Genomic DNA, 24,866 nt, shown 5'->3' on the forward strand with positions numbered 1-24,866 from the left:
TGGCTCCGACCGAGACACTGACCGAAACCTACAGCTATACCCTGACTGACAAGGACGGTGACACTTCAACCGCCACACTGACCATCACCATCAACGGCACGGATGATCTGCCAGTTGCGGTGGCGGATGTGAACAGCATCAACGAAGACGCGGTGAGCGTGAGCGGCAATGTGCGCAGCAACGACACCCTGGGCGACGGTACGGCTGCCGAAAACGTGGTGAGCCTGAACGGCAATGCGATGGGCAGTTACGGCACGCTGGTTCTCAATGCGGACGGCACCTATACCTACAGCCTGGACAATGCGAATCCGCTGGTGCAACAGCTGGCTCCGACCGAGACACTGACCGAAACCTACAGCTATACCCTGACTGACAAGGACGGTGACACTTCAACCGCCACACTGACCATCACCATCAACGGAGTGAACGATGCGCCAGTAATTGATTTGGATGAAAACAACAGCTCTGGTGAGATAGGTAATAATTATCGTGCGACATATACTTTGGGTGGTGCAGCAGTTGCGATTGCAGATCTGGATGTGAAGATTACCGATGCGGATGTGACTACACAGCCACATATCAAGAGTGCGACCATTACTCTGGATAATGCACAAACAGGCGATATTTTAACGGTAGGTTCATTACCAGTAGGTATTACCTCTTCTGTATCGGGCAACGTCATTACCTTGACGAGTACTGATACAGTGAATGGTTCAACACTTGCTGATTATGAAACAGCCATCAAAGCGATTACTTTTAGTACAACAACAGCTAACGAAACGATTGAACGTAACATTAAGGTGAAAGTCACTGATATTGGCAACGCTGATAGTAATGAAGCAATCAGTAAAATTGCGGTAAGTGTGATTCAGGCGCCTGGTCAGCCAGGTGGTCCAACCAATGGAGATGACCCAATCACAGGTGGTAATGGTGATGACGTTTTACTAGGCGATGCAGGTGGTGTAAAAACTGTGCTCGAAGGTGGCACTAACTACAACATGGCCTTCATTCTTGATGTATCGGGTAGTATGGCTTTCAATTTAGATCAGCAATCTGGTAGTGCTAATGAACGTTTGAATTTATTGAAAGCAGGTTTACAGCAATATATCCAAAATACGGTGCTGCCATTTGCGGATAAACAAGGTACACCAGATGGAGGAAAGATCAACATTGCTTTGATTAAGTTTGCTGGCACTGCACAAACTAATTTAACCATTAGTATTGCAGATGTTGTCAATGGTGATTGGACTGCTTTAAATAATACAATCAATGCGTTGACTCAGGGCGGTGGAACGAACTATGAAGCGGCGTTCAATCAAGCAGAACGATGGTTTAAAGGTTTATCTACGGGAGCAAATGATACGACTGCTGGTACCGATGCAACTGATAGAGCATCAACAAATGCCGATGGTACGGCGATTGCGGGCTACAAAAACTTAACCTTCTTTATCACCGATGGTAACCCGACGTTTATTATGAATCGTAATACTGAAGCAGGAAGTGGATCTGAAGCTCAAAATGCCGCTGCATTTAATACGATTCTAAGTCAGTCGAAGAGTACGTTTGATCATGGTTATAATCAAACCAGTGGCAATGCTGGCATAGGCTCAATAAGTACTGTAGCAGCAATTGGGCTAGGTATTGGAGTTAAAAAACCTTGGCTTCAAATGTTTGATAATACGGATAGTATTGGCAACATTACGATTGATGTAGGAACGCAGGATGTATCGGGTGGAAATGTCACTAACTCATCAGCACCTACAGCCACCTCTATCGCTAACTTTAACAATGCAACGGGTAATAATGCACCAGCTGCTTGGGTGGCAAGTGCTGATGCCGCCGCTGCTACGCGAGCTTCAAATAAACTTGTGCTTGTAGATACTACACAAGGGAATGGCACAGCTGCGGTGTACCAAGGCCCGAGTTTTGTTGTAACAGGAAGTAATACCTTTGTATCTTTTGAATATGGTCGTACAAACTGGAATGCTGGTGATGCCTTTACTTGGAAGGTACAGCGCCTAGTGGGTGGTGTTTGGGAAACTGTAGAAGTGGGTTCGAATGCTTCAACTAATGACCACGCCCCAGCTGGTGCTACAGATACTGGGTTCTTTATGCAATCAGGTATCTTGCTAGCGGGGACATACCGTTTGCAGTTTGAAGTCGAAGATACGTCAGGTACAGGTGCAGGCAACTATGTTGTAAGGATTGATAATCTTCAACTCAATACAAGTGCGGGAACGGACACCATTACAACGACAGGCGGTCAACCTGATATTGTCTTAACCGCAGATCAATTCCAATATGCTTTAGAGGCTGGTGGACTATCTACAACCCCAACGCCTGTTGGTAATGACAAACTGTTTGGTGGTAATGGAAATGATGTCATGTTTGGCGATACCATCAATACGGATTGGTTGGACTGGGCAGGCCGTAATTTGGATGCAGCCAATCAGCCAGATGCCGCAGGTTCAGGTATGGCAGCATTAAAAGAGTATTTAAGTCTCAGTCCATCTGATTATACCTTGGTGAACGCAGGTTTAGGTGTGCAAGATATTGATTTGTATAACTACATCAAAGCGGAATCGAATACCACAACGGGCATCAGCCGTTTTAATGCCACAGCAGATACACGTGGCGGAAATGACGTGCTTGATGGTGGTGCAGGTAATGACATTTTGTATGGTCAAGGTGGTAATGACATTTTAATCGGCGGAGCAGGAAATGATATTCTGTTTGGTGGTACAGGTGCTGATACCTTTGTTTGGGGTAAAACGCTGAATACAACGACGAGTAATTTGGATCTTAATGGTACAAACAATGCTGATGGCTCTACAGACATTATCAAAGACTTTAACCTTGCTCAAGGTGACAAAGTCGATGCTAAATCTCTGCTCGATGCCCTAGGTTGGAATGGCTCGATGGTAACTTTGAGCCAATTTGTGACCGTAACTGGCAATACCATCGATATTCATAACGCCGCGGACACGATAAGTGTCAACATTGTGGTAGAAGGCCAAACATTCACTGACTTAAATGACATGATTGCAAAAACGAACTTCCAAACAACTTAACGGAAACAAAGGGTGAAATTATTTTCACCCTTTGTTTTGCTTTTATAGATAGATGTACGCATCGGAAATATACAACATGATTCTAAAAGAGGGGAAACCTGTGAAAGTATTAGCATTAACAAAAATCGCAATGCTCGTAGCAGCGAGTGCAGCGATGAATGTTTCAGCAGCAGACTTAACATCTGTCACTAAAACTGCCATTGAAAATAATCCAGAAGTACAAACTCAATGGTTTAGCTTCCTTGAAGCAACAGCAAATCAAAAACAAGCACGTGCTGGATACTTACCGTCCTTAGATTTGAATGCAGCGTACGGCAAAGGTAACCGTGAATTCGATGGCGATCGTGGTTGGTTCAATCAAGGTCAGGCAGAAATTGCATTAACGCAAGTTTTGTTCGATGGTTTTCGCATTAAGAGCAAAGTTGAACAAGGCGATTATGCTGCATTAAAACGCTACTATGATTTGAACTCAGGGATTGAACAAAAAGCCCTTGAAGCAACGCAAGCGTATTTAGATGTGCAACGTTATCGCGAATTGGTACGTTTGGCAGAAGGAAATTTTGCAAATCATCAACGTGTGTATAATCAAGTCTTACAACGTACTAATCAGGGTGTAGGTAATAAAGCCGATTTGTCTCAAATTACTGGTCGTTTATCGCTTGCACAAACCAACTTGATGACTGAACAAGCCAATTTGAATGATGTATCTGCACGTTTTGCGCGAATTGTAGGGGTTGAGCCAAGTAGTAATCTTGCACCCGTTACAATCAATGTGGCTCTTCCGAATAGCACACAAGAAGTCGTTACTGCTGCGTACAACAATAACAACAGCTTAAAAGCTGCGTTAAGTGAAATGCAATATGCACGTGCAAGTGCGCAAGAATTTAAAGCCAATATGTACCCGAAACTGTCGTTTGTGGCGCGTACTGGTTTATATCAAAACCGTAATAGTTTTGATGAGCGTAGCAAACCTGATAACGATAAATATGGGCAAGATAGTGCAGTTGAATTAAGACTCAACTACAATCTATTTAATGGTTTTGCAGACAGAGCAGCGATGAATGCTGCCAATGCACGTGTTTCATTATCTGATGATTTAAAAAACAAAGCCTGTGTCGATATTCGTCAAACTTCTACCGTGGCTTATAACAACGTGAATAACTATAGCAGCCAGTTGCAATGGTTACAGCGTCATCGTGATGAATCTGCTTCAGTTGTAAAAGCTTATAATGATCAGTTTGATATTGGTCGTCGCACACTACTTGACGTTCTCGACTCAGAAAACGAAGCATTCCAAGCCAATCGTGCTTATGTCACTACACAATACGACTTGAAAGTTGCACAATTCCAAACACTGTATAGCACTGGTCAATTGTTGCCTGCACTCGGTATTCAACGTGATAATTTACCTGCTGTATCAGAAGTGAGTCAGCGTGAAATTAATGCAGCGAATATGTGTTCTGCGAACGTGCAAGCACAAGTTGCTGAATAATGAAAGTATGAAATGAAAAATAGGGTGCAACGTGTGCCCTATTTTTGTTCGTAAAATATACATTTTATATAAGAGAAGTTCTTGTTATTGAGCAGTTGAAAGCAATACATTAATTAGACCTCATTCATAACCACCTATAGTTCCCCCTTAAAAAGTGGGATGAGGAATATATTCCGCAAGTGGGGTTTAAAAACTTATGAGAGAGGTCTATTAATAGCAAGTTTTAGTTCAAAAAATCAAAATGCATTTTGACCCATGGTGAATAAGTGACAACACAAATATTTGACCCTTTAGCGTTATGCCTGATTCGGGTGGCTAAAGATTATGAGGTAAGTATTACCCAAGAAGGGCTACTTTCTGGCTTGCCTTTGCCCAATGGTTTGCTCATTCCGAGCTTTGTTGCACGTGCGGCAGATCGTGTCAGTTTGACTAGTAGTATGGTGCAGCAAGGTTTAACGCAGTTAAATCATTTTGTGTTTCCTGCGATCCTATTGTTAAGAAATAATACAGCGTGTGTGTTGTATCGAATTGATCATGAGCAGAAACTAGCAACCGTTTATTTCCCAGAATTAGCCGATACAGTTAAGCAAATTCCAATTGCAGAATTGCAAGCGCAATATGTCGGTTCAGTGATTTATTTGCAACAACGTCAGTTTATTGTCGATAACAAACTGAAAATGGAAAAAAATCAGCAGCACTGGTTTTGGCGTGTGATCCGTGAACATCGTCCCATTTATAAGGATATTTTGCTCGCGGCATTATTTGTCAATATTTTTGCCTTGTGTACGCCATTTTTTGTCATGAATGTTTATGACCGCGTGGTGCCAAACCATGCGCTAGATACTTTATGGGTGTTGGCACTCGGCATCATGATTATTGTCTGTGCCGATTTTATTTTAAAATTGGTGCGCAGTTATTTTGTCGATCTTGCAGCGACACGTGCAGACAATAAATTATCTGCTTATATCATGGAAAAAGTGCTCGGTCGGCGGATGGAGCAGAATAATATGTCGGTTGGTATGACGGCATCGAATATTCAATCCTATGAGTCGATTCGTTCATTCACCAGTTCATTGACTGTGGTTTCCTTGATCGATCTGCCATTCTTTGTGTTGTTCCTCGCGGTGATTTGTATAATTTCTTGGGTGTTTGTGATTCCGTTGCTGATTGCATCCTTGATTATTTTATTGTATGCGTTGTCGGTACATGTCAGTATGAAAAAACTGTCGGATGCCATGTCTGAAGCCTCACAACAACGCCAAGCCTTATTGATCGAAACCCTCAATAATCAGGAAACGATTAAGAGCTTTAATGCCAATGGGCGGATGCAAACCTTGTGGGAAAAAGCCACACGTTTTACTGTGCATTATTCTGCCAAGTTACGTTTTGTCGGGGGGACGGTCGGTAACTTTGCGGCATGGGTGCAACAAACAGCCAGCGTCGTGATTATTTTAATCGGTGTGTATTTGATCGCGGATGGACAATTATCACAAGGCGCATTAATTGCTTGTTATTTGTTATCAACACGTGCTTTAGCGCCGATCGCGCAGGTCGCAGGTTTACTCACGCAATATTATCAGGCATCCAGTGCATTAACGATGTTGAACCAAACTGTGGAATCTGAACAAGAACGTGAGAATCTAAAAGGCTGGGTCAGTCATACGAATCTTGCAGGCAATATCGAATTTAAACATGTCAGCTTGCGTTATCCGAATGAATCGCGTTCCGCATTAGATGATATTTCATTTTCGATTCGCGCAGGCGAGAAAGTGGCGATTTTGGGTAAAGTCGGTTCGGGTAAAAGCTCGATTGAAAAAATATTACTCTCGCTTTATCGTCCAACAGAAGGCGCGGTGTTTATTGATCAAACCAATATTGCACAGATTGATCCTGCTGAATTACGGACTCAAATTGGCTATATTCCACAAGATATTGATTTATTGAATGGTACGGTGTTGTCGAATATTGTGTTGGGCAATCCGCATGTGAGCCGAACCGTACTAGAACAAAGTTTGGTGATTTCAGGTTTAGGACAAATTCTTAAAGCACATGAAGATGGTTTGTCTTTGCAAGTGGGTGAGCGAGGGCACAAGTTGTCGGGCGGGCAACGTCAAGCAATCGCAGTCGCACGTGCAATTGCTCAAAATGCGAAAATTTTGATTTTTGATGAGCCGACTAGTGCGATGGACACACCATTGGAAAATCATGTGATTCATCATTTAAAACAATACATGACAGCCCAACACACATTGATCTTGGTCACCCATAAGCCTGCTTTATTGGCTTTGGTCGATCGAATTATCATTCTTGAAGATGGCAAAATCATTGCAAATGGCGATAAAGAAACGGTCTTGAACGCAATGTTTCCTCAACAAGAAAAAGCTGCAGGAGTAACGTCGTGAGCGAAGAACAAAAGAAAACCAATCGCGAGAAATTATTTCAAGGCGTAGGCAAAAGTATCGAAAACTCTGAAAAGGTCATGCATCCTATTTTTGGGCGGTTGCGTTTGTTTAAACAGTATCAACCCGCAGAGGCGAATGACTGGCAGAGTCAGGTCAAAGAAGTGACGCAGTCGCAAAAACCGATTCAGGCACGAATCATTCTCTATGTCATTACCTTGACTTTTTTTGGATTGTTGCTGTGGGCAGGGTTTGCCAAAGTGGATGAAATTACCCGTGGTGAAGGCAAAGTGATTCCTTCTCAACAGATGCAAGTTATTCAATCGGTCGATGGCGGTGTGGTTGAAAAAGTCTATGTTCAAGAAGGGCAACATGTCAAAAAAGGCGATTTATTAATTCGTATTGATCCAACCCGTTTTACTTCTAATTTGAATGAAATCAATGCCAAGATTTTTGCTCTGCAAACCAAAACCAGACGTCTGAGTGCGCAAGTGAATGGTACACGCTATACATCAGGCACTGTACCAGAAGGGGTTTCACCAAATGAAGCGGCAATGATTCTGGCGCAAGAAAGCCAGTATTATGCCGAAAGTCTGCGGGAGCTCAGCCAAAGAACCACGACCAATCAAGGTACGGTTTCGACTCGTCAACAGGAATCGCAACGTGCTCAAGCTGCACTCGGACAAGCTGAAAGAGCCTATCAACTTGCAGTGCGTGAACTCAATACCACACGACCTTTGTTAAAGACTGGTGCGGTGTCGGAAATGGATATTTTGCGTTTAGAGCGTGATGTCTCCAATGCCGATGGTGAGCGTAAGCAGGCAGCAGCAAACTTACGTGGTTCGCAAGCCTCAATCGGCGAAGCGCAATCAAGAACCTCTGAAGCTGCGGTCAGTTTGAAAAACCAATGGCGCAATGAATTAGCAGAAGCGCAAGCGCAGTTGGTGAGTTTAAAAGAAAGTATTTCAGGCGTAGCAGACCGAGTGAAAACCACCGATATTCGTTCACCGACCAATGGTATCGTGCAGAAAATTTTCTTTAATACCATTGGTGGGGTTGTGAAACCAAGCGACCAAGTGGCGGAAATTGTGCCTTTAGATGGTCAATTGATCGTTGAGGCAAAAGTGTCTCCGAAAGATATTGCTTTTGTACGACCAGATTTGCCTGCGGTGATTAAATTTACGGCCTATGATTTTTCAATCTATGGCGGAATGAATGCGAAAGTAAAACATATTAGCCCAGACACATTTACCGATGAAAAAGGCAATATGTTTTATATCGTCCGTGCAGTGACAGACAAACCAACTTTCGGTAAAGGATTGTCTGTGATTCCAGGGATGACGGTTCAATTGGATATTATGACAGGTAAGAAAACAATTCTTTCTTATTTACTTAAACCAATTTTAAAAGCGAAAAACAATGCCTTAACCGAGCGTTAAGTCGAATAAACGTCATCAATCTACTAAAAATCCTTCTTTTAAAAAGAGGGATTTTTAATTTATAAAGCAGATTTTATAAGTGTTAATTTCAGTTTTTACCCGATCAAATAAAGATCTTGTACTCGGTTTTAGTTTTTCCCGCTACCAAAGTGTTGCACCCAGTATGTTCGATGGGTTGTAGGATTTCGGCTACATGCGATCGCATAATCTTTAAATTGCGGTTTCATTAAGTTATCGCAATGTCCTGGGCTTAATGCCAGCCAATTTTCAAGAACTTGTTTAAGGTTGGTTTGACCTGTTGCTAGATTTTCACCCCCACCGCCTTTATACCCTGTTTTTTTAATACGGAATCTAAGATTTTCACCTCCACGCCCGACATGACTTAAAATCTGACGTTGTGAAATATCCTGTGCATGCGCAGTTGAGCTCATCTGTAATTGATTATTCCATTTTAATGAATGAGTTGCCGAGTAGGCAATTTTTCCACATTGTTGGGAGTGATTTCGAATTTCATTAATGGCATTTAAAACTGCTTGCTGAAACTGTGGATTTTGAATGTCATCACAAGAGATTTTGTCAAAAGAGGCTAAAGTCTGTTGAGGATTTTTTTGAGTGGGTATCGTTGTTGATTTTGCAATGGTTTTATTTGATTGATGCTGCAAAGGCTGTTGTGGTTGTGAATTTGAACATCCATGTAGTAAAAAGTATAGACTGCATATAAAAGAATGATAAGCAATATTTTTCATAGTGCACCTCTAGCAAATTTTTTTATTCATCAGATGTATTAGTTCAGACTTGATCGGACATAACTCTTGAAAAAGATAAAGTTACCCATTTTGATAAAGGTGTCGAAATCTTAATCAAACAAAGGTAACTTTCTTATGTTGCATACTAACAATCAAATCATTAAACACAAAGTAGGTCTGCTCAATTTAGCTGAAGTGCTTCAGAATGTATCTAGAGCGTGTAAAGTGATGGGTGTCTCTAGAGATACTTTTCATCGCTATCAGGAGCTAGTACAGTCTGGTGACATGGATGCATTGATCAATAAATCCCGTCGAGTACCTAATCTAAAAAATCGTGTAGATGATGCTACAGAACTAGCAGTCATTGATTTCGCAACTCAGTATCCAGCTTATGGGCAGCATCGTACTAGTAACGAATGGCTTTGTTGCACAAACCTATTTGTAAAGGCTTTTTCAGCGATATAATTTTCAAATGAAGAAGCCTACACAGAAAATCTACCGCACAACCAATTGGCCCGCATATAACCGAGCACTCATGAGTCGCGGAAATATTGCCATTTGGTTTGATCCTGCTACGCAATGGTATGCTCCATCAAAAGGCAAACAAGGGCGAAATCAAACCTACTCCGACGCAGCCATCCAATGCTGCTTAATGATTAAATCTTTATTTCGTCTGTCTTTACGTATGGTCACTGGCTTTGTGCAAAGTCTGATTAAACTTTGCGGATTAAATTGGACACCACCAGATTACACCACGCTTTGTAGAAGACAAAAGCATATTGATATTGCAATCAGTTACCAAAAAAGTAGCGATGGGCTGCATCTACTCATGGACTCTACAGGGATGAAGTTTCTAGGTGAGGGCGAATGGAAACGCAAGAAACATGGACCTGAATATCGTCGCCAATGGCGTAAACTACATATTGGTATAGATGCCAAAACCCTGCAAATACGAGCAGTTCAGCTTACAACCAATAATGTCAGTGATTCACAGGTGCTTGGTGATTTACTTAATCAGATTCCACAAGATGAGCAGATTGACTCTGTTTATACCGATGGAGCTTATGACACCAAGCAATGCCGTCAGGTCATTGCAGATCGGCAAGCGCATGCGGTGATTCCACCTAGAAAAAATGCGAAACCATGGAAAGATACAAAGAGTAGCTCGCTAGAGCGAAATGAATTACTTCGAACAATTAAACGTTTAGGCAGGACACTATGGAAAAAATGGTCAGGCTATCATCGGCGAAGTTTGGTTGAAACTAAGATGCATTGCATCAAATTATTAGGAGATAAACTCAGTGCAAGGAGTTTTGATAGCCAAGTGAATGAGATCCATGCACGTGTAGCAGTCCTTAACAGATTTACGGAATTAGGTCGACCACTTACCCAAGTTACGCCTTAAATTTGGCTCAATTAGGGGCGCTTTGCATTTCAAATCTTTGTGCAACAAAGCCTTACAAGACTATTGGCAATTTAATGAAATTGAAAAGCACCAGTTCACTTATTCTGTAAAAAAATTAGTGGAAAAATATGATATTAGTTCATCTGCAAAATTGGAAAGAATCGTTAAACACAGTGGACATTTAAAATATACGGGAATAAAAAACTGCAAAAAGTGCTATTTCGATTATGAAATTTTTATACGTAAAGACATAGGCTTTAAAGATTGGAAGAATTACAAGAGAGAATTAGAATGCTATGACTGCCGTAGACGCTCTGTACAAAATTACATGAACAAATATCTCAATGAGTTTAAATTGTGTATTCCAACATTGTCAGATGAGCCAATAGATTCACCGAAGCAGCAGCTCAGTTACTTAGAAAAAATAGTTCTGTATGTTATGCTCAGCAAAATTAAGATTGGCACAGACAATGTTTTGCCACAACATGAGTGGCGTTCATTTGTTGAACTCGAAGCCAATGGTGCTGGTGATCTTGTAAAAAGAATATTTGAAAAAGGCTATCTTTTTAAAACAAATGAATTTGACGAATTTATACAAAAACAAGCTGATTTGCGCCAGCTACATTCAGATTGTAGACAATATTTGAATGAAAATATAACGCATGAAATTCAAACTTACTTAGCCTTAAATTTTAAGGCAGACATAAATCTTGTGATTCCTGAATGCTACGATTACCTAGAGCAGTGGACCTTTGGGCTGTATGAGGAAATTATGGGTTCAAAAGTTTATATCAAAGACTTCAAGGAAATTGAAAAATATATAAAAAATAAAAGATTAAATGAAGTGTATGCCTTGCTTGATTTTGTTCGCCAATACAAAAAATCCCTGTAAAGAAAAATAATGCTTTGGAATTGGATTTAATGCGGATGCTTCTTAAATATGATTTACAGCATATTTTGAGCTTGTTTTGGTATCAGTCGAAATTTGTAGGTGATCGGTTACGCACCTTAGAGCTATCGGGTGATGAAAACGCTAGGTTTATTAAAGATACTGTTTTTGCTAAGAAAATATCGACTTATTTAGATTATTTAGACCATAAAGATGAAAAACCTAAGTATCCGAGGAATCTTCCTGGAAATTGGACGTATTCCGAGATTGAGCTGTTTGTTAGTGCCCAATTATTGGCAACTATGAAAAGTGGGAAAAGTATACGCCTAGCGAAATCTTGGCTTTGTGGGAAGAGACAAGAGGAATTGAGCTTGAGAACGCAAGCGCTTGATTGCTAAATTTTGATTTTTCAAATAGCGAGGTAAATTTTTTCATTCCAAGAAAATTACAGTTAACCCCTTATGGAGGACTTTAGCTAAGTTATTAGCATCCCAATTAGTCAATCGGATACAACCATGCGATGCTGTTTTAGAAATTAAGGCGGGATTTGGCGTACCATGAATCCCAAAAGAAGGTCGAGATAAACCAATCCAAATATTTCCTACAGGGTTGTTGGGTCCTGGGGGGAGGCTTAAGGGCTTAAGATTTTTGCCTTGAATAAAATTCTTAGGGTTATAACTATAATGTGGATTGAACACGATACTGCCGATGGCATGCGTGCCAGTGGGTGAGGGATTATCTTCGCTCCCGATCGTTGCAGGAAAAGATGCAATGATCTTATTTTGTCGATTAAGCAAATATAATTGTTTAGAACCTTTGTGTGCAATAATGCTTTGCACATTATTTGGCAAAACATTTATTACATTTGCGACAATAATCTTTTCACCGACTTTATTAAAATTTGCGCCTGAATTAATTTTTTGTAGAAACAATTCATCCATATGGAATTTTTCACCGAGCATTTCGGTCACACGAGTGTAATACAAGCCCTTCATTCTTGATTGTTCAGCATAATCTACAGGGATCGATTGAGCATAAGGAACTTTTAAGTCTTGTGTGGTAATGGTGTACTTAATAAACGTCGGTTGAGTTGTATCTTCATTTAAAAGCTGCCAAGTATTTGCGTCTAAGATTCCGTCACCACTTAAACCCTTCATAATCTGAAAAGCGGAAATGGCTTTCACAGTATTTAGGCCCAATATGCCATCAATTGCACCTGAGGATGAGTAATGGCGACTCAACAGCACTTGTAACTTTGCGTAAACAGGAAGATAGCCTTTTTCAAGATTGTCCGACCACTCCGCTTTATTTAGATTATCTAAAGACCATGTGTCGGCTTGGTTTAACAGTGCTAAATTGTTTAGATTGTTAGTGGTAGGAGGAAGTGATTTTTGTGGTTCAGCTGCAAGAGTATAAGTCGAAAAAATATACATACTACTCAGGCAAATAACTAAAAAGCGACTCAACATAACGACTAACCCCCAAACTAATTTTATTGATCAAAATAACTGCACTCATATTTTAAATAAAGTTGATAATTTAAAAATGTATATAAAATGCGGCTTTGTAACAATTTTAACTCTGTACACGACAAATTTCATAGGGCCCTTGTCCTATCAGGCTTTTTCTTTCTTAAAATTGCTAGCACTTTCTTAAATTCTTCTTTTTTCCCAAAACCAATCAAACGTAGAATAGCCATTTGAACATGGTCCAAACCGTAGCGAAATAAACTTACTGAAAGTCGTCCATGCTTCTTTATTTTTATCGCTTTTTTTCGATCATGTTGCCATTCACCTGTTAAATAGCACCAACAGAAACCGATAGCTAGCACTGCTATCAATTTCTTGACTCGTCTAGGGTCTGTTAAACGAGTATTTTCAAGATTGAATCCACGTCCTTTGAGACAACTAAATAAGGTTTCGATTTCCCAGCGTAATGCATAATCACGAATAGCTGAAGCATTCAACATAGGAGAAACAACAAGTAAAAGTTCTCCATCTTCTAATCGTAGCGCACTAATATACAGTTTCACTCGACCAACCCAAATACGTCGTTTACGACATTCAGTTTGACCAACTTGAAGATGACGAAATAAATCACTAGGTGGTGTTTCAAAAAGTATGCTGGCGTTAAACAAATCCGTTATTAAGGTAAAAGAAAGTCAAATCAAAGGCTTTAAAATGATTTTCGAGCTTTTTAGAAAAGTTGCAACTTCTCCTAAATCCACGCCTGATTCGATGACGAATTCTACAATTGTTACCTTCAATACCGACGGTAAAAAACTTACCGATCACTTGCTTGCAACATTGAAATGCTGTAATAAAACTATCCCAATGATCACTCGCAATTCCAGCATATTGAACCCCAAGCTTTTTAAGTCTAGCTTTAAGACGTTGAACCGTTGCTAAATCCCGCTTACCCCAAACATAAGCAACAACTTCTCCAGATTCTCGATGGTAGGCATAAATAAGCCATTGTTTATTTTTCTTATTCCCTACAAAAGTCCAAAGTTCATCGACTTCAAGACATTCGTAGTGGCTTTGTTTAGGCTGAATCTGATAGATCGATTCACTTAAGGTTCGTAATACCTTGCCAATGCTGATACGCTCGACTTCAGCAATATCTCTTACTCCGCTTCCTCTGATCATTAAATGTAATATCTTGCCGGTAATACCTGAGTTACACCCTTGATAGCTTAATGCATGAGCACCAATAAACTGACGTTTGCAATCTTTGCATTGATGGTTTTGTTTCCCATCTACTTTGATGCCATTTCTCTTTATATTGTTACTTAGACAGGTAGGACATTTGATTTGTAGCGTTATTTTCATACCTCTATTTTATCAAAAGCCATATTGTTTTTTTCAGCATACTTTTTGAAACACCACCAAATAAGAACGGGTGTTTAGCTTCAAATAAGAATATCTGTCCATTTAATAAGAATATGCAATTAATGCAATTTTGAAAAATCTAATTATAAAAGCCAATTATTTCAGCGAGATAATTGGCTTAAGTAAAGAGTCGTATTATTTGGTTATCCGCTGATCATCCCAATAACACGGTACTACAATCAAATTGTTTTCATGTAATCGTGACCATAATCGGATACCTAAATCTCGCTGCATATTTTGGACTGTGAAATTGGAAATCAGAAGGGTAGATTTCATGTTGTCATAACGACTATACAAAACCTTATGTACCATCTCCAGGCGTTTTTCATGCCGGTCATGCAGGCCATATTCATCAATCACCAATAACTCAAAACTGGAGAAATGGTCGATGACTTCTTTCTCAGAGCGTGAAGCATCTGACCAGGTGTCCATCATTTTTTGAGCAATTTCTACACTGGTATAGTAGCGTGCAGATTTTGTACTGTTATGCAGAATGTTGCGAATAATTGATGCGCTCAGATGGGTTTTACCTGTACCCGGTGTACCAATCATCAACATGTTCGGATTATGGCCAGAAATAATCTGCTGTGCAAAGGCCTGACATAGCTTGATGGCATTGTCTTGAGCAGGACATGCAACTACAAAATTCTTGAAGCCACGGTCCAGATAGCGTTTATTGAGCCCTGAGTTTTTGATTTTCTGTTGTAGCAATCGCTGTTGCAGTTCATCCTCATAGGCTGCATGTGAGTGATGGACGGCTTCTTTGGCACACAATTTACAGAGCCTGTGACCTGCAATTTCCATCAGGGGTGTATGATGTGTAGGACAGAGTGTTTCCGTTGTTTCTGGGTGAAACTGGAGTGTTTTAAGCATGGTATTCATGATCACTCTCCTAAATCCATTTGGAATTTTCTAAAAAATCCTCATTTTTTTCTTCAAAATTTGAAGATGAAGATGAAGATGAAGATGAAGATGAAGGGCATGGTTCAAGCATGACTTGAGTAATACTCGGGCTCTTCTCAGGAGCTGTTTGAGCATTTACTTTTCGTTGCTTGGTTGATGCTTGAGCATTACTTGCGGATTTATTCCAGCGTGCTTGAGCTGCATTTTTAGCTTTATCAGATTTCATCTGTTGATTTTGCAACGCTTGGTTTTTTAAACTGGTTAAAAAACTTGAAAGAATTTGTTCAGATTCGACTTCAAATAATTCCAATGCTGTCAGCGTATTCAACAAAGTTTTAGCCTTGGTATGCTGCGGTAATTTCGTGATGCTGCAGACCGTCGCTAGATCATGAGGAATAGCACCATTTTTCCAGAAATCCATCATTAACAGCAGTGCTGCACCAATTTGTTCTGCAGTCATTCGTGCGAATTTTGCCTGTAAGTCGCCAATATAGAGTGGCATCCAAATTGAAATATCTTTATGCATATTTTCACCTTTTTATAGGTATAGAAGGGCTAAGGTCATCAATTAGATGACCTTATATATTTGTTTGATTAGGGAACTAGGCTCATTAACCGGATGCGGGCCTGGCGGGCTAAATCATCGTAATGGGCTTGCCCATCATCCAGCAGTCGCTGCAGCCACAGTCTCAACGCTTGGTGATCATCGAAGCATTTGTTGATCTCCAGCAAAAATGCCAGATTGTGCAGTTTGGGAATGTGTAACTCATGAATGAGTTCACGCGCGACCATATCTGCTTCAGGACTCACGACCACACCACCAAAGAAAGCTTTACTATTCATGTGCAAGCTCCTCTGTATTTAGTTTTTCCAGCATGGCTTCAAAAGCACTGCCATCGCGACGCGTAACATTGGGGATGTAGCGGCTATAGACCCGGAATAGCATTTCAGTCGTTGAATGTCCCAATTGACGTGCGATCCATTCAGGATTTTCTCCTGCCGACAGCCAAAGCGTTGCTGCTGTATGACGTGTTTGATAGGCTCTTCTAGGCTTCAATCCTAGAAAGCGCAAGATCGGATGCCATACGCGTTTGTTCACCAAACGATAATCTAGAGGCCCGCCATCACGATTGCAGAAAACAAAACTGGATTTACCATTATTTAAGCTTTTCTGCTGTAGAAAAGCTTGATAGACCCGATCATTCATTTGGATGGTGCGGTCAGAGCCATAAGTTTTGGTTCCACCCAAAACACCATTTACCAGTGCTTCTCTAATATGGATTTCACGACGCTGTAAGTCGATATTTTTCCATTGAAGACCATCGATTTCACTAGTACGCATACCTGTGAAAAAGCGAATAGTGTAATAAGGTTTAAAATCATCACGCACCATTGTGAGAATTTTATGCACCTCTTCCAGAGAAAAGGGAGTGACTTCAATCTTACTTTCCTTCAGATTGTTAATATTTTTATAAGGTGACTCAAACTCGTATCGTTCAGCCGCATCATTGAGTATCATACGTAAAGGCGTCATGATTTGATTAATCCGCGATGCTTTCAGACTTGTCTGATCATTTCCGTGTGTCACTTTGGCGAGGGAGGCACGAAAATTCAGCAAGTCTGATTTTTTAATTTTCGTCATTACTTGATTTCCAAAAGCAGGAATCAAATATTTTTTCATGACGATTTTAATTTTCTCCTGATAGGAACCTCTCCATTCTATTTGTCTTTGATTGAACCAAATGTGCGCATAATCTTTGAATAATGGAACATTGGTTTGCACAGCAATTTGCTGACTTCTTTTCTCTTTAAACTCCTCAAGACGTTTACTTTTTGGAAAGTACTTTTCGTACTCAAAAGTTCCCAAAACAATCTCAGCCTCAAGCTGTTCAAGACGTTTTTTTAAAATACGTCGGTTATATGCGTTATCTTCAAGCGTTGTGGTTTCTCTGCAACGCATTCCCATATAACGGAAGTCAGCAATGAGCTTTCCACTTCTTTCACGAATAGTCGCCATACATTAAACTCCTATTGCAACGCTTCCATGCTTAAACCAGTAAACTTAAGCATTTCAGTTTCGATACGTTCCCAAACAAAAAGAATTTTACGGCCACCGAATGGGCGAATGTAATGAACACCCTCAATGAACACACTATCTTTAAGTTGGTTGCGAATAGTACGAGCGTCGTACTGAATTTTTTCAGCCAGTTGTTGGGCGGTAAGGTAGGTATATGTCATAATTGTATTCCTATAAGAATTCATTGGATGTAAGTAATTATTCATCCATAGACGTAAAATAACCTTAAATTTAATTGAATGCAATTAAATTTTCATCGGATTAGTGGAATTTTTAATGGTTATTTGTAAATTACCAATTTTATTGGCAGAAAGAAAAATGCGGGTTGCTGATTTAATTCGTGGTACTGGAATTAATAAAACGACTTTGCATAAACTTTATAATGGAGAGTTGACCCGAATCGACTTAGATACCATTGATCGTATTTGTGAGCATTTAGATATCCAAGTCGGAGATTTATTTGTTTTTGAAAAAATTATTAATAATCATGGTGTTGAATAGTAATTTGGTCACAAATGGTCACAAAAAAATGTCCTTGGTCACAATTTTTTGCTTAGAAATAGACTTTAAGAAAGTGGAAGGAAATGACAGAATATTTTGTAAATAGTTTAAGAAAATTTAAGGTCATTTAAGATCATTTATAAAAAATGGGCACGTTTTGGTCACATCTTGGTCACAAAGCTAAATTATATTGCGATGAGAAATAATAAAACTGCCTGAGATATGTTGACTGAAAAATATAAAATATATTTAAAAATCAACAAGAAAAAAGCTCCCATCTTTCGATGAGAGCTTTTTTAAATTTGGAGCGGGAAAAGAGACTCGAACTCTCGACCCCAACCTTGGCAAGGTTATGCTCTACCAACTGAGCTATTCCCGCTAAACTTACCCAATTTTTTAAATAAAAAACTGAACGAAAAAATTTTGGAGCGGGAAAAGAGACTCGAACTCTCGACCCCAACCTTGGCAAGGTTATGCTCTACCAACTGAGCTATTCCCGCATGACGTGTATAATACATTAACACACGATAGGGTCAAGAATTTTCTGCGAAGTAGAAGATTAATTGCATAAAATAAAGACACTTTTATGAATAAAATACCCAAAAATTGCATTTTCGCTTTTTTATTGATGAACTTTTGATTCGTCACAGCGTAAAACAGTCAAGTTTTAGCAAAATCCAAGAGAGATAATCCGTTATACTCAAAGGAGATAAATATAAATTTTCCGAGGACAGAATATGAGTCTAGAGCAACAACTCATTGAACGATTAAATCAACTCAACCCAATACATTTAGACGTTATCAATGAATCGGCTGGGCATGGTGGATATTTCCCAGGAAAAGAGTCGCATTTTAAAGTAGTGATTGTGAGTGAAGCATTTTCGGGGTTACGTTTAGTACAACGTCATCAAAAAATCTATGCAGAAGCTGGGGATTTGTTGAGCCCAGGAAAGATTCATGCACTTGCAATACATGCTTATTTACCGAGTGAATGGCAAGGTCGAGCACCTGAAAGCCCTGAATGTGCTCATGCACCTAAGACATAAGATTGAGGATGGTTGGAATGGATATGCATTTACTGATTAAAATTATTCATATGTCGGCAGTTTCATTAGTCATATTAGTTTTTGTACTGCGCGCAGCAACGTTATTTATTGGAACGCAGGATCAACAACCGAATCCAAAAGGTCGAGTCCTTTTTGTTGCCTTGCAACATTTGTCTTATACCCTGATTGTCGTGACGGGTGTGACATTACTGGTCATGAATGAATTTAAAGTACAGCCATGGTTCTATGCCAAAATTGTCTTGTTTCTGGTCTTATTATCATCGCAAATTAAAGCATATAAAAAGGATGAGAGTATTCTGCTTACACAACGCCGAGCAGGTATTGTCGTTGGTGCAATTGCATTGATCGGATTGATGGCTTTAGTCATGATTAAGCCAGTTTTTGGCTGATTGTTAGACATGAATTTCATGGTTGTTTTGTGTCTAGGTTAAACTATCTACAAGTTTAAAATAATGATATTTGGGAAAAGCGTATGTTGACACGTGTGGTATTTAATCAAAAAGGCGGTGTTGGAAAATCAAGTATTGCAGTCAATTTGGCAGCGATCAGTGCTTATCAAGGTTTTAAAACATTGGTGATTGATTTAGATCCACAAGCCAATTCTAGTCAATATATTTTGGGTGATGATGCAACCTACACCACTGAAAAAACGGCTTTAGAACCTAATATTGAAAATTTTTATGATGATGTATTAGGGAATAACCAACAGAAAGGACTGCTTGGTAATGCCATCGGTTCTTTATTAAAAGGCAAAAACAAAGGTTTTGACCAATATATCCATCGTTCGCCTTTTAAGGATTTGGATGTTCTGCCAGCAAGCCCGAGTTTAGGCAATTTAGAACATGCTTTAGAGTCAAAACATAAAATTTATAAATTACGTGATGCGATTCAATCGTTAAAAGGTCAATATGACCGTATTTATATAGACACGCCACCTGCATTTAACTTTTTTACTTTATCTGCGCTTATTACCGCAGATCGTGTGCTGATTCCATTCGATTGTGATGTCTTTTCAAAACGTGCTTTACAAACCTTGATTGCAAATATCATCGAAACCCAAGATGATCATAATGATCGTTTGGAAATTGAGGGAATCGTGGTCAATCAGTTCCAAGCACAGGCAAAATTACCGCGTGAAGTGGTACAGCAACTTAAAGATGAAGGTTTACCTGTTCTAGAAAATATGTTGCCACCATCTGTATTAATGAAAGAGTCTCATCATAAAAATCTTCCATTAATTCATTTAGCTACAGATCATAAATTGACTCAAGCCTATCAAGCGTTGTTCAATGAGATTGATAAGAAGTAATATTGAGAATTATATGAAATTTTTAAATTTAGCTTTTGCTCAGACGTCTAATATAGCAAAGTTGGCTACAATTGCAGTGGCGGCTATTCTGACCACAGCTTGTGCGACAACGGTAAAACCTACTTATGTATCGCCTACTCAATATCAAGCCATGAATTGTGCACAATTGGCAGGTGAGTTTGACCGTATTCAACAATATATTAACAATGGTGTACAACCTGCTAAACGTACAGGTGTTGGCGTTGGTTTAGGCCTTGGTGGTGGATGGGGTAGTGGTGGTTTTGGTTGGGGCTTTGGTCCAAATATCTCTATCAATATGGGGCAATCTTCAAATACTAAAAACACTGAACTTTCTCGTTTGTATGGCGAGCAAGATGCGCTATCTCAAGCTGCACAATTTAAAAATTGTCCTTATGTGCCTAAGCGCCAAATCGTGAAAAAGTAAGTTATTAACCTCTGTGTCTTGGGTTTTAATGATGAGGTTACTTGTCGCTAGAATCCAACGATGGACAGAGAGTGATTTCTGCTAATAAAGTAATAGTAAATTAATTTTAGCGTTCGATTATCATTCAAGATAGAAGTTTTTTTGATTAAAATTTTTATTTAAATAAATATAAAAACAATGATTTAATTCCAGTTTTTGCATTAATTACTATGTTTCATTCATCTGTTTTTAGGTGCTTTCTCTTGTTATTTTTTAATAATTTGGTTTAAGGTGTGCACCCTGTAAATTGATTAAATGACTATATGATTGAAAATTGGCTATTTATTTTGGCGTTGTTAGCGGTGTTATTGGTTCCAGGACCAACCAACGCTTTGTTGGCAAGTATTGCTCAGCAACAGGGTATAGCTAAAACCTTTCAACTGGTGCCTGTGCAATTACTGGGTTATATCTACGGGATTAGCTTGTGGGCGTTATTTATTCACTTAACGTTACCAACATGGCCACTTTTGATTGAAATCCTACATTTTTTCAGTGTGATTTATATGCTTTGGCTGGCTTTGCATTTGTGGAAAAGCTCGGATTTAGAAAAGCATAGTCAAAATCATAAAACTTTAAAATCTAAACAATTATTCATTTCAACATTAAAAAATCCAAAATGTATTTTATTCGCAGCAGGTATTTTCCCCGTGTGGACTTGGGATTCAATCGAAAATTACGCAATCGTCATGCTGGTTTTTAGCTTATGTTTAATTCCAAGTGCCTTCTTCTGGATATGTTTTGGTCGATCTGCATTATTAGGTAAAGTAAAAGGACTGAGTACAGATCAATTTTATAAAGCTTCTGCAATGTTGTTGATGATTTGTATGTTACCTATGCTTTGGCATTTTTTCTAAACAGCTAATATTTGCCATAAAAAAGCCCTGAACCTTTTTATCTAAATGTTCAGGGCTTTTCAACATCATACTTTTTAAATCGGGTGCTATTAAATGAACCTTTAGAAATTAATTCTATTCATTACACAATTAAGCTTGTTTGCTTTTATCAAAAAATTTATGGCGAATGTAGCCAATAATGCCTGGTAATATGCTCAGAATAATGATGAAGAAGATTAAGTGAGTAAAATTGTCTTTTATTAAAGGTAAATTGCCAAATAAATAACCCAGTGTAATGAACGAGCCGACCCAACAAATTGCACCGACTGCGTTATAGGTTAGAAAGTATTTGTAATTCATACTGCTTGCACCTGCAACGAACGGTGCAAAAGTACGTGCGAAAGGAATAAAGCGAGCAAAAATAATGGTTTTACCACCATGCCTTTCAAAAAATTGCGAAGTTTTGATCAGGTGTTGTTTATTAATGAATCGCGACTCGATCTCAAAAACCCGTGGACCAATATATTTACCAATGTGGTAATTTAGGGTGTCACCGAGTACTGCCGCAATAAACAGCAGAATAATTAAGACTACAGGATCCATTGCGCCAGTAGAAGCAGCCAATGCACCAGCTGCAAAAAGTAAACTATCACCGGGTAGGAACGGCATAACCACCAAACCGGTTTCCACAAAAATAATCAGGAATAAAATGCCGTAAATCCACACACCATAATTTTTAACAAATTCAAAGAGGTGTTCATCGACATGCAAAATAAAATCAATCAGATCCATAAGGCAAAAACTATGCGAAATTGTGCCCAAATCCTAGCAGTACATGGGCAATAAGTCAGTATTAAAACGTAAAAAACTGGATTTATTATCGTTCTTTATTTGCAACAATAAGTGTCTGTTTTAGGTATTTATTCATGTTTTGCACAAGAGTATGATGAGTTCATATTTTAAACGAATCTAAAAATAGGTCTCAAAATGTTTAATCCAAATGTTGTAGTTAAAAATATTGTCAATCAAGCGAATACTGATGCAACGCTGGCTGTGATTGCCCGTGTGTTGATGGCGTACATTTTCATTGTTGCAGGTTGGGGGAAGCTGACAGCGTATAGCGCAACAGTGGGTTATATGGAATCCATGGGGGTTCCGAGTGCAATGTTGCCTTTAACTATTTTGGTTGAATTGGGGGGTGGATTGGCGTTACTCCTTGGTTTTCAAGCTCGCTTTGCAGCATTAGGTTTAGGTATTTTTAGTTTAATCACTGCATTTTTATTTCATGGTGGTGTAGAAGATGGCATCAACTTTATGAAAAACTTTGCTATGGCAGGTGGCTTATTCTTTCTGATGTTGCATGGCGCAGGTAAATTCAGTGTGGATCATATGATTGAAAAGTGATTTAGATATAGGATAGATATATTCTCTTTAAAGTCAGACATTGCTCTGGCTTTTTTGTGTCTGCTTGAAATGTATAAATGGTTTGGTATAAAAAATAGTTATTTATAATGTAAGTAGAATCAATTTTGATTATTTTTTAAATAGTAGGCTATTAAAAGAATAGAGTTTTTAATAAGTTATAGAATTACTCGTATTTACCTTGAGGGGTGTGCGCCTAGCTATGAAAAATGGTAGAATATGGCGCTTAAATCCATTTGCCTGCATAGTTGTATAGCCATGACGACCAATACTCAAATTACTGAAGATCGTATCCTGATTTTGGATTTCGGTTCTCAATATAGCCAGCTGATTGCACGCCGTGTTCGTGAAGCGGGTGTATATTCTGAAATGTATGCTTTTGATATGTCTGAAGAAGACATTCGTGCATTTAATCCAAACGGGATTATTCTTTCAGGTGGGCCTGAAAGTGTGCATGAAGAAGGCAGTCCACGCGCTCCAGAAGTTGTTTTTAACTTGGGCGTACCTGTGCTTGGTATTTGCTATGGCTTGCAAACCATGTCAGAGCAACTTGGCGGTAAAGTAGCGCCAGGTGATGTACATGAATTTGGCTATGCAGAAGTAAACATTCAGGTTCGTGACAAATTGATTGGTGATCTTGAAGATACGAAAGATCAACTTAAAGTTTGGATGAGCCACGGTGACAAAGTAACACGCCTTCCTGAAGGTTTTCAGGTAACTGCAAGTACGCCAAGCTGCCCATTTGCAATGGTGTCTGATGAAGCTCGCCGTTTCTACGGTATTCAGTTCCACCCAGAAGTTACCCATACTGCGAAAGGTGCGGAACTACTGTCTAACTTCGTTCACGGTATTTGTGGATGTCGTAATCTGTGGAATTCTGAAAATATTATTGATTTACGTGTTGAGCAACTTCGTAAGCAAATTGGTGATCAAAAAGTTCTTTTAGGCCTTTCAGGTGGTGTCGATTCATCTGTTGTTGCTGCGCTTTTACACCGTGCGATTGGCGATCAATTGACATGTGTATTTGTCGATAATGGTTTACTTCGTTTGAACGAAGGCGAGCAAGTGATGGACATGTTTGCTAAAAACATGGGTATCCGTGTGATTCGTGCAGATGCTGAAGAGCGTTTCTTAACTGCGCTTAAAGGCGAAGTTGATCCAGAGAAAAAACGTAAAATCATTGGTCGTGAATTCATTGGTGTATTTGCTGAAGAAGCACGTAAGCTTGATGGCGTAAACTTCCTTGCTCAGGGTACGATTTACCCAGATGTGATTGAATCTGCTGCCACTAAAAATGGTAAAGCACACGTTATCAAATCTCATCACAATGTAGGTGGTTTACCAGAAGATCTAGCATTTGAATTGGTTGAGCCAATCCGTGATTTGTTTAAAGATGAAGTACGTCGTTTAGGTACAACTTTAGGTTTGCCATTCGAAATGCTCTATCGTCACCCGTTCCCAGGCCCAGGTCTTGGTGTTCGTATTTTGGGTGAAGTGAAAAAAGAATATGCTGACATTCTTCGTTTAGCAGATGATATTTTCATGCAAGAACTTCGTGCAAGTGGTTGGTATGATAAAACTGCTCAAGCCTTTGCTGTATTCCAACCTGTTAAGTCTGTTGGTGTAGTTGGTGATGGTCGTCGTTATGCATGGGTGATTGCGCTTCGTGCTGTTGAAACAGTTGACTTTATGACAGCTCGTTTTGCTCATCTTCCTTATGATCTTGTTGATAAAATCTCGACTCGTATCATGAATGAAATTGTTGATGTTTCCCGTGTTGTTTATGACGTTTCGTCTAAACCACCAGCAACAATTGAATGGGAGTAAAATCAGGGTTTCAAAATGCAACGCATTTTGCTGATTTTACGCCAAGGGCTATGCCCGCGGCAGTAGGCGGTTTCAAGAAGCGAAGCTTCTTGCCTGAATTACGCCAAGAGC

The 24,866-nt window shown here is 39.4% G+C and carries 24 protein-coding genes, 2 tRNA genes and 2 pseudogenes; 16 read left to right on the top strand and 12 right to left on the bottom strand.

The genetic code is table 11. From position 1 onward, the window contains the following. The 4 genes from ACG94X_RS15490 to ACG94X_RS15505 all read left to right on the top strand — a co-directional run. Positions 1 to 3,071 (top strand): VCBS domain-containing protein (locus ACG94X_RS15490; RefSeq protein ID WP_419384601.1); only part of this gene is annotated, 3,071 nt, incomplete at its 5' end. A 76-nt stretch (positions 3,072 to 3,147) separates the two neighbouring features. Further along, a complete protein-coding gene (locus tag ACG94X_RS15495; protein WP_419384602.1) occupies positions 3,148 to 4,563 on the top strand; it encodes a TolC family outer membrane protein in 1,416 nt (471 codons plus the stop codon). A 266-nt stretch (positions 4,564 to 4,829) separates the two neighbouring features. After that, positions 4,830 to 6,965, top strand: a complete 2,136-nt coding sequence (locus ACG94X_RS15500; RefSeq protein ID WP_419384603.1) for a type I secretion system permease/ATPase — start codon at positions 4,830 to 4,832, stop codon at positions 6,963 to 6,965. After that, a complete protein-coding gene (locus ACG94X_RS15505) occupies positions 6,962 to 8,401 on the top strand; it encodes an HlyD family type I secretion periplasmic adaptor subunit (RefSeq protein WP_419349774.1) in 1,440 nt (479 codons plus the stop codon). The genes ACG94X_RS15500 and ACG94X_RS15505 overlap by 4 nt, the downstream gene beginning before the upstream one ends. Positions 8,402 to 8,529: 128 nt before the next feature. Here the strand turns inward: ACG94X_RS15505 and ACG94X_RS15510 are convergent, their stop codons facing one another. Continuing rightward, positions 8,530 to 9,147 carry a CAP domain-containing protein gene (locus tag ACG94X_RS15510; RefSeq protein WP_078390486.1) on the bottom strand — a complete coding sequence of 206 codons (618 nt, stop codon included), beginning with the start codon at positions 9,145 to 9,147 and terminating at the stop codon, positions 8,530 to 8,532. Between the two features lie 135 nt (positions 9,148 to 9,282). Between ACG94X_RS15510 and ACG94X_RS15515 the strand changes: the two are divergent. The 4 genes and pseudogenes from ACG94X_RS15515 to ACG94X_RS15530 form a co-directional block, all read left to right on the top strand. Further along, positions 9,283 to 9,564 (top strand): annotated as a pseudogene (locus ACG94X_RS15515) (helix-turn-helix domain-containing protein); the annotation flags it as partial. A gap of 55 nt (positions 9,565 to 9,619) precedes the next feature. Beyond that, entirely contained in the window at positions 9,620 to 10,552 is a 933-nt protein-coding gene (locus tag ACG94X_RS15520; RefSeq protein ID WP_416648457.1) for an IS5 family transposase, read from the top strand. Positions 10,553 to 10,574: 22 nt separating this feature from the next. Further along, entirely contained in the window at positions 10,575 to 11,444 is an 870-nt protein-coding gene (locus tag ACG94X_RS15525) for a hypothetical protein (RefSeq protein WP_025468611.1), read from the top strand. A 29-nt stretch (positions 11,445 to 11,473) separates the two neighbouring features. Beyond that, positions 11,474 to 11,839, top strand: a complete 366-nt coding sequence (locus tag ACG94X_RS15530; RefSeq protein ID WP_017482446.1) for a hypothetical protein — start codon at positions 11,474 to 11,476, stop codon at positions 11,837 to 11,839. A 33-nt stretch (positions 11,840 to 11,872) separates the two neighbouring features. Here the strand turns inward: ACG94X_RS15530 and ACG94X_RS15535 are convergent, their stop codons facing one another. The 8 genes and pseudogenes from ACG94X_RS15535 to ACG94X_RS15570 all read right to left on the bottom strand — a co-directional run bounded on the left by ACG94X_RS15535 (position 11,873) and on the right by ACG94X_RS15570 (position 17,473). Continuing rightward, positions 11,873 to 12,910 (bottom strand): L,D-transpeptidase family protein, encoded by a 1,038-nt coding sequence (locus tag ACG94X_RS15535; protein ID WP_005249581.1) that lies wholly within the window; start codon positions 12,908 to 12,910, stop codon positions 11,873 to 11,875. Positions 12,911 to 13,038: 128 nt separating this feature from the next. Beyond that, a pseudogene (locus ACG94X_RS15540) lies at positions 13,039 to 13,542 on the bottom strand (IS4-like element ISAba33 family transposase); the annotation flags it as partial. Between the two features lie 28 nt (positions 13,543 to 13,570). After that, positions 13,571 to 14,272 carry an IS1 family transposase gene (locus tag ACG94X_RS15545; RefSeq protein ID WP_419384604.1) on the bottom strand — a complete coding sequence of 234 codons (702 nt, stop codon included), beginning with the start codon at positions 14,270 to 14,272 and terminating at the stop codon, positions 13,571 to 13,573. 195 nt (positions 14,273 to 14,467) lie between these two features. Continuing rightward, positions 14,468 to 15,214: an ATP-binding protein gene (locus ACG94X_RS15550; RefSeq protein WP_419384605.1), complete on the bottom strand. Its 747-nt coding sequence runs from the start codon at positions 15,212 to 15,214 to the stop codon at positions 14,468 to 14,470. 10 nt (positions 15,215 to 15,224) lie between these two features. Then, positions 15,225 to 15,761, bottom strand: a complete 537-nt coding sequence (locus ACG94X_RS15555) for a DUF1376 domain-containing protein (RefSeq protein WP_419384606.1) — start codon at positions 15,759 to 15,761, stop codon at positions 15,225 to 15,227. A 68-nt stretch (positions 15,762 to 15,829) separates the two neighbouring features. Next, positions 15,830 to 16,078, bottom strand: coding sequence for a hypothetical protein (locus ACG94X_RS15560; RefSeq protein WP_004668074.1), 249 nt, complete (start codon positions 16,076 to 16,078; stop codon positions 15,830 to 15,832). Continuing rightward, a complete protein-coding gene (locus tag ACG94X_RS15565; protein WP_419384607.1) occupies positions 16,071 to 17,252 on the bottom strand; it encodes an Arm DNA-binding domain-containing protein in 1,182 nt (393 codons plus the stop codon). Before ACG94X_RS15565 ends, ACG94X_RS15560 begins: the two co-directional genes overlap by 8 nt. Positions 17,253 to 17,263: 11 nt before the next feature. Further along, a complete protein-coding gene (locus ACG94X_RS15570; protein WP_004732663.1) occupies positions 17,264 to 17,473 on the bottom strand; it encodes a hypothetical protein in 210 nt (69 codons plus the stop codon). 115 nt (positions 17,474 to 17,588) lie between these two features. Here ACG94X_RS15570 and ACG94X_RS15575 point away from each other — a divergent pair, with 115 nt between their 5' ends. Beyond that, the gene (locus ACG94X_RS15575) at positions 17,589 to 17,813 is read left to right on the top strand and encodes a helix-turn-helix domain-containing protein (RefSeq protein ID WP_004732662.1); all 225 of its coding nucleotides are present in this window, start codon (positions 17,589 to 17,591) and stop codon (positions 17,811 to 17,813) included. Between the two features lie 303 nt (positions 17,814 to 18,116). On the opposite strand, the gene ACG94X_RS15580 is transcribed toward ACG94X_RS15575, so the two are convergent. Both ACG94X_RS15580 and ACG94X_RS15585 read right to left on the bottom strand, forming a co-directional pair. Beyond that, positions 18,117 to 18,192, bottom strand: a tRNA-Gly gene (locus tag ACG94X_RS15580). A gap of 45 nt (positions 18,193 to 18,237) precedes the next feature. Further along, a tRNA-Gly gene (locus tag ACG94X_RS15585) sits at positions 18,238 to 18,313 on the bottom strand. Between the two features lie 237 nt (positions 18,314 to 18,550). Between ACG94X_RS15585 and ACG94X_RS15590 the strand changes: the two genes are divergently transcribed. The 5 genes from ACG94X_RS15590 to ACG94X_RS15610 all read left to right on the top strand — a co-directional run bounded on the left by ACG94X_RS15590 (position 18,551) and on the right by ACG94X_RS15610 (position 21,527). Then, positions 18,551 to 18,859 (top strand): BolA family protein, encoded by a 309-nt coding sequence (locus ACG94X_RS15590; RefSeq protein ID WP_419384608.1) that lies wholly within the window; start codon positions 18,551 to 18,553, stop codon positions 18,857 to 18,859. Positions 18,860 to 18,876: 17 nt separating this feature from the next. Then, positions 18,877 to 19,269, top strand: coding sequence for a SirB2 family protein (locus ACG94X_RS15595; RefSeq protein WP_419384609.1), 393 nt, complete (start codon positions 18,877 to 18,879; stop codon positions 19,267 to 19,269). A gap of 83 nt (positions 19,270 to 19,352) precedes the next feature. Beyond that, positions 19,353 to 20,189 carry a ParA family protein gene (locus ACG94X_RS15600; protein ID WP_419384610.1) on the top strand — a complete coding sequence of 279 codons (837 nt, stop codon included), beginning with the start codon at positions 19,353 to 19,355 and terminating at the stop codon, positions 20,187 to 20,189. 13 nt (positions 20,190 to 20,202) lie between these two features. Beyond that, positions 20,203 to 20,634, top strand: coding sequence for a hypothetical protein (locus ACG94X_RS15605; RefSeq protein ID WP_419384611.1), 432 nt, complete (start codon positions 20,203 to 20,205; stop codon positions 20,632 to 20,634). A gap of 302 nt (positions 20,635 to 20,936) precedes the next feature. After that, positions 20,937 to 21,527 carry a LysE family translocator gene (locus ACG94X_RS15610; RefSeq protein WP_419384612.1) on the top strand — a complete coding sequence of 197 codons (591 nt, stop codon included), beginning with the start codon at positions 20,937 to 20,939 and terminating at the stop codon, positions 21,525 to 21,527. 129 nt (positions 21,528 to 21,656) lie between these two features. Here ACG94X_RS15610 and ACG94X_RS15615 read toward each other — a convergent pair whose 3' ends face one another. Beyond that, positions 21,657 to 22,298 (bottom strand): DedA family protein, encoded by a 642-nt coding sequence (locus tag ACG94X_RS15615; RefSeq protein ID WP_419384613.1) that lies wholly within the window; start codon positions 22,296 to 22,298, stop codon positions 21,657 to 21,659. Positions 22,299 to 22,493: 195 nt separating this feature from the next. Between ACG94X_RS15615 and ACG94X_RS15620 the strand changes: the two genes are divergently transcribed. Further along, entirely contained in the window at positions 22,494 to 22,910 is a 417-nt protein-coding gene (locus ACG94X_RS15620) for a DoxX family protein (protein WP_419384614.1), read from the top strand. 276 nt (positions 22,911 to 23,186) lie between these two features. Next, complete coding sequence (gene guaA / locus ACG94X_RS15625; RefSeq protein WP_419384629.1) at positions 23,187 to 24,755, top strand: glutamine-hydrolyzing GMP synthase; 1,569 nt, start codon at positions 23,187 to 23,189, stop codon at positions 24,753 to 24,755. Positions 24,756 to 24,866: the final 111 nt, after the last annotated feature.

Origin of the sequence: Acinetobacter psychrotolerans, from assembly GCF_048552595.1 — a bacterium.
Lineage (GTDB): Bacteria > Pseudomonadota > Gammaproteobacteria > Pseudomonadales > Moraxellaceae > Acinetobacter.

Coding starts and splice junctions, on each gene's coding strand:
- ACG94X_RS15495 (WP_419384602.1), top strand. CDS start 3,148: ATGATTCTAAAAGAGGGGAAACCTGTGAAAGTATTAGCATTAACAAAA.
- ACG94X_RS15510 (WP_078390486.1), bottom strand. CDS start 9,147: ATGAAAAATATTGCTTATCATTCTTTTATATGCAGTCTATACTTTTTA.
- ACG94X_RS15520 (WP_416648457.1), top strand. CDS start 9,620: ATGAAGAAGCCTACACAGAAAATCTACCGCACAACCAATTGGCCCGCA.
- ACG94X_RS15530 (WP_017482446.1), top strand. CDS start 11,474: ATGCGGATGCTTCTTAAATATGATTTACAGCATATTTTGAGCTTGTTT.
- ACG94X_RS15535 (WP_005249581.1), bottom strand. CDS start 12,910: ATGTTGAGTCGCTTTTTAGTTATTTGCCTGAGTAGTATGTATATTTTT.
- ACG94X_RS15545 (WP_419384604.1), bottom strand. CDS start 14,272: ATGAAAATAACGCTACAAATCAAATGTCCTACCTGTCTAAGTAACAAT.
- ACG94X_RS15550 (WP_419384605.1), bottom strand. CDS start 15,214: ATGAATACCATGCTTAAAACACTCCAGTTTCACCCAGAAACAACGGAA.
- ACG94X_RS15555 (WP_419384606.1), bottom strand. CDS start 15,761: ATGCATAAAGATATTTCAATTTGGATGCCACTCTATATTGGCGACTTA.
- ACG94X_RS15560 (WP_004668074.1), bottom strand. CDS start 16,078: ATGAATAGTAAAGCTTTCTTTGGTGGTGTGGTCGTGAGTCCTGAAGCA.
- ACG94X_RS15565 (WP_419384607.1), bottom strand. CDS start 17,252: ATGGCGACTATTCGTGAAAGAAGTGGAAAGCTCATTGCTGACTTCCGT.
- ACG94X_RS15570 (WP_004732663.1), bottom strand. CDS start 17,473: ATGACATATACCTACCTTACCGCCCAACAACTGGCTGAAAAAATTCAG.
- ACG94X_RS15575 (WP_004732662.1), top strand. CDS start 17,589: ATGGTTATTTGTAAATTACCAATTTTATTGGCAGAAAGAAAAATGCGG.
- ACG94X_RS15590 (WP_419384608.1), top strand. CDS start 18,551: ATGAGTCTAGAGCAACAACTCATTGAACGATTAAATCAACTCAACCCA.
- ACG94X_RS15595 (WP_419384609.1), top strand. CDS start 18,877: ATGGATATGCATTTACTGATTAAAATTATTCATATGTCGGCAGTTTCA.
- ACG94X_RS15600 (WP_419384610.1), top strand. CDS start 19,353: ATGTTGACACGTGTGGTATTTAATCAAAAAGGCGGTGTTGGAAAATCA.
- ACG94X_RS15605 (WP_419384611.1), top strand. CDS start 20,203: ATGAAATTTTTAAATTTAGCTTTTGCTCAGACGTCTAATATAGCAAAG.
- ACG94X_RS15610 (WP_419384612.1), top strand. CDS start 20,937: ATGATTGAAAATTGGCTATTTATTTTGGCGTTGTTAGCGGTGTTATTG.
- ACG94X_RS15615 (WP_419384613.1), bottom strand. CDS start 22,298: ATGGATCTGATTGATTTTATTTTGCATGTCGATGAACACCTCTTTGAA.
- ACG94X_RS15620 (WP_419384614.1), top strand. CDS start 22,494: ATGTTTAATCCAAATGTTGTAGTTAAAAATATTGTCAATCAAGCGAAT.
- guaA (WP_419384629.1), top strand. CDS start 23,187: ATGACGACCAATACTCAAATTACTGAAGATCGTATCCTGATTTTGGAT.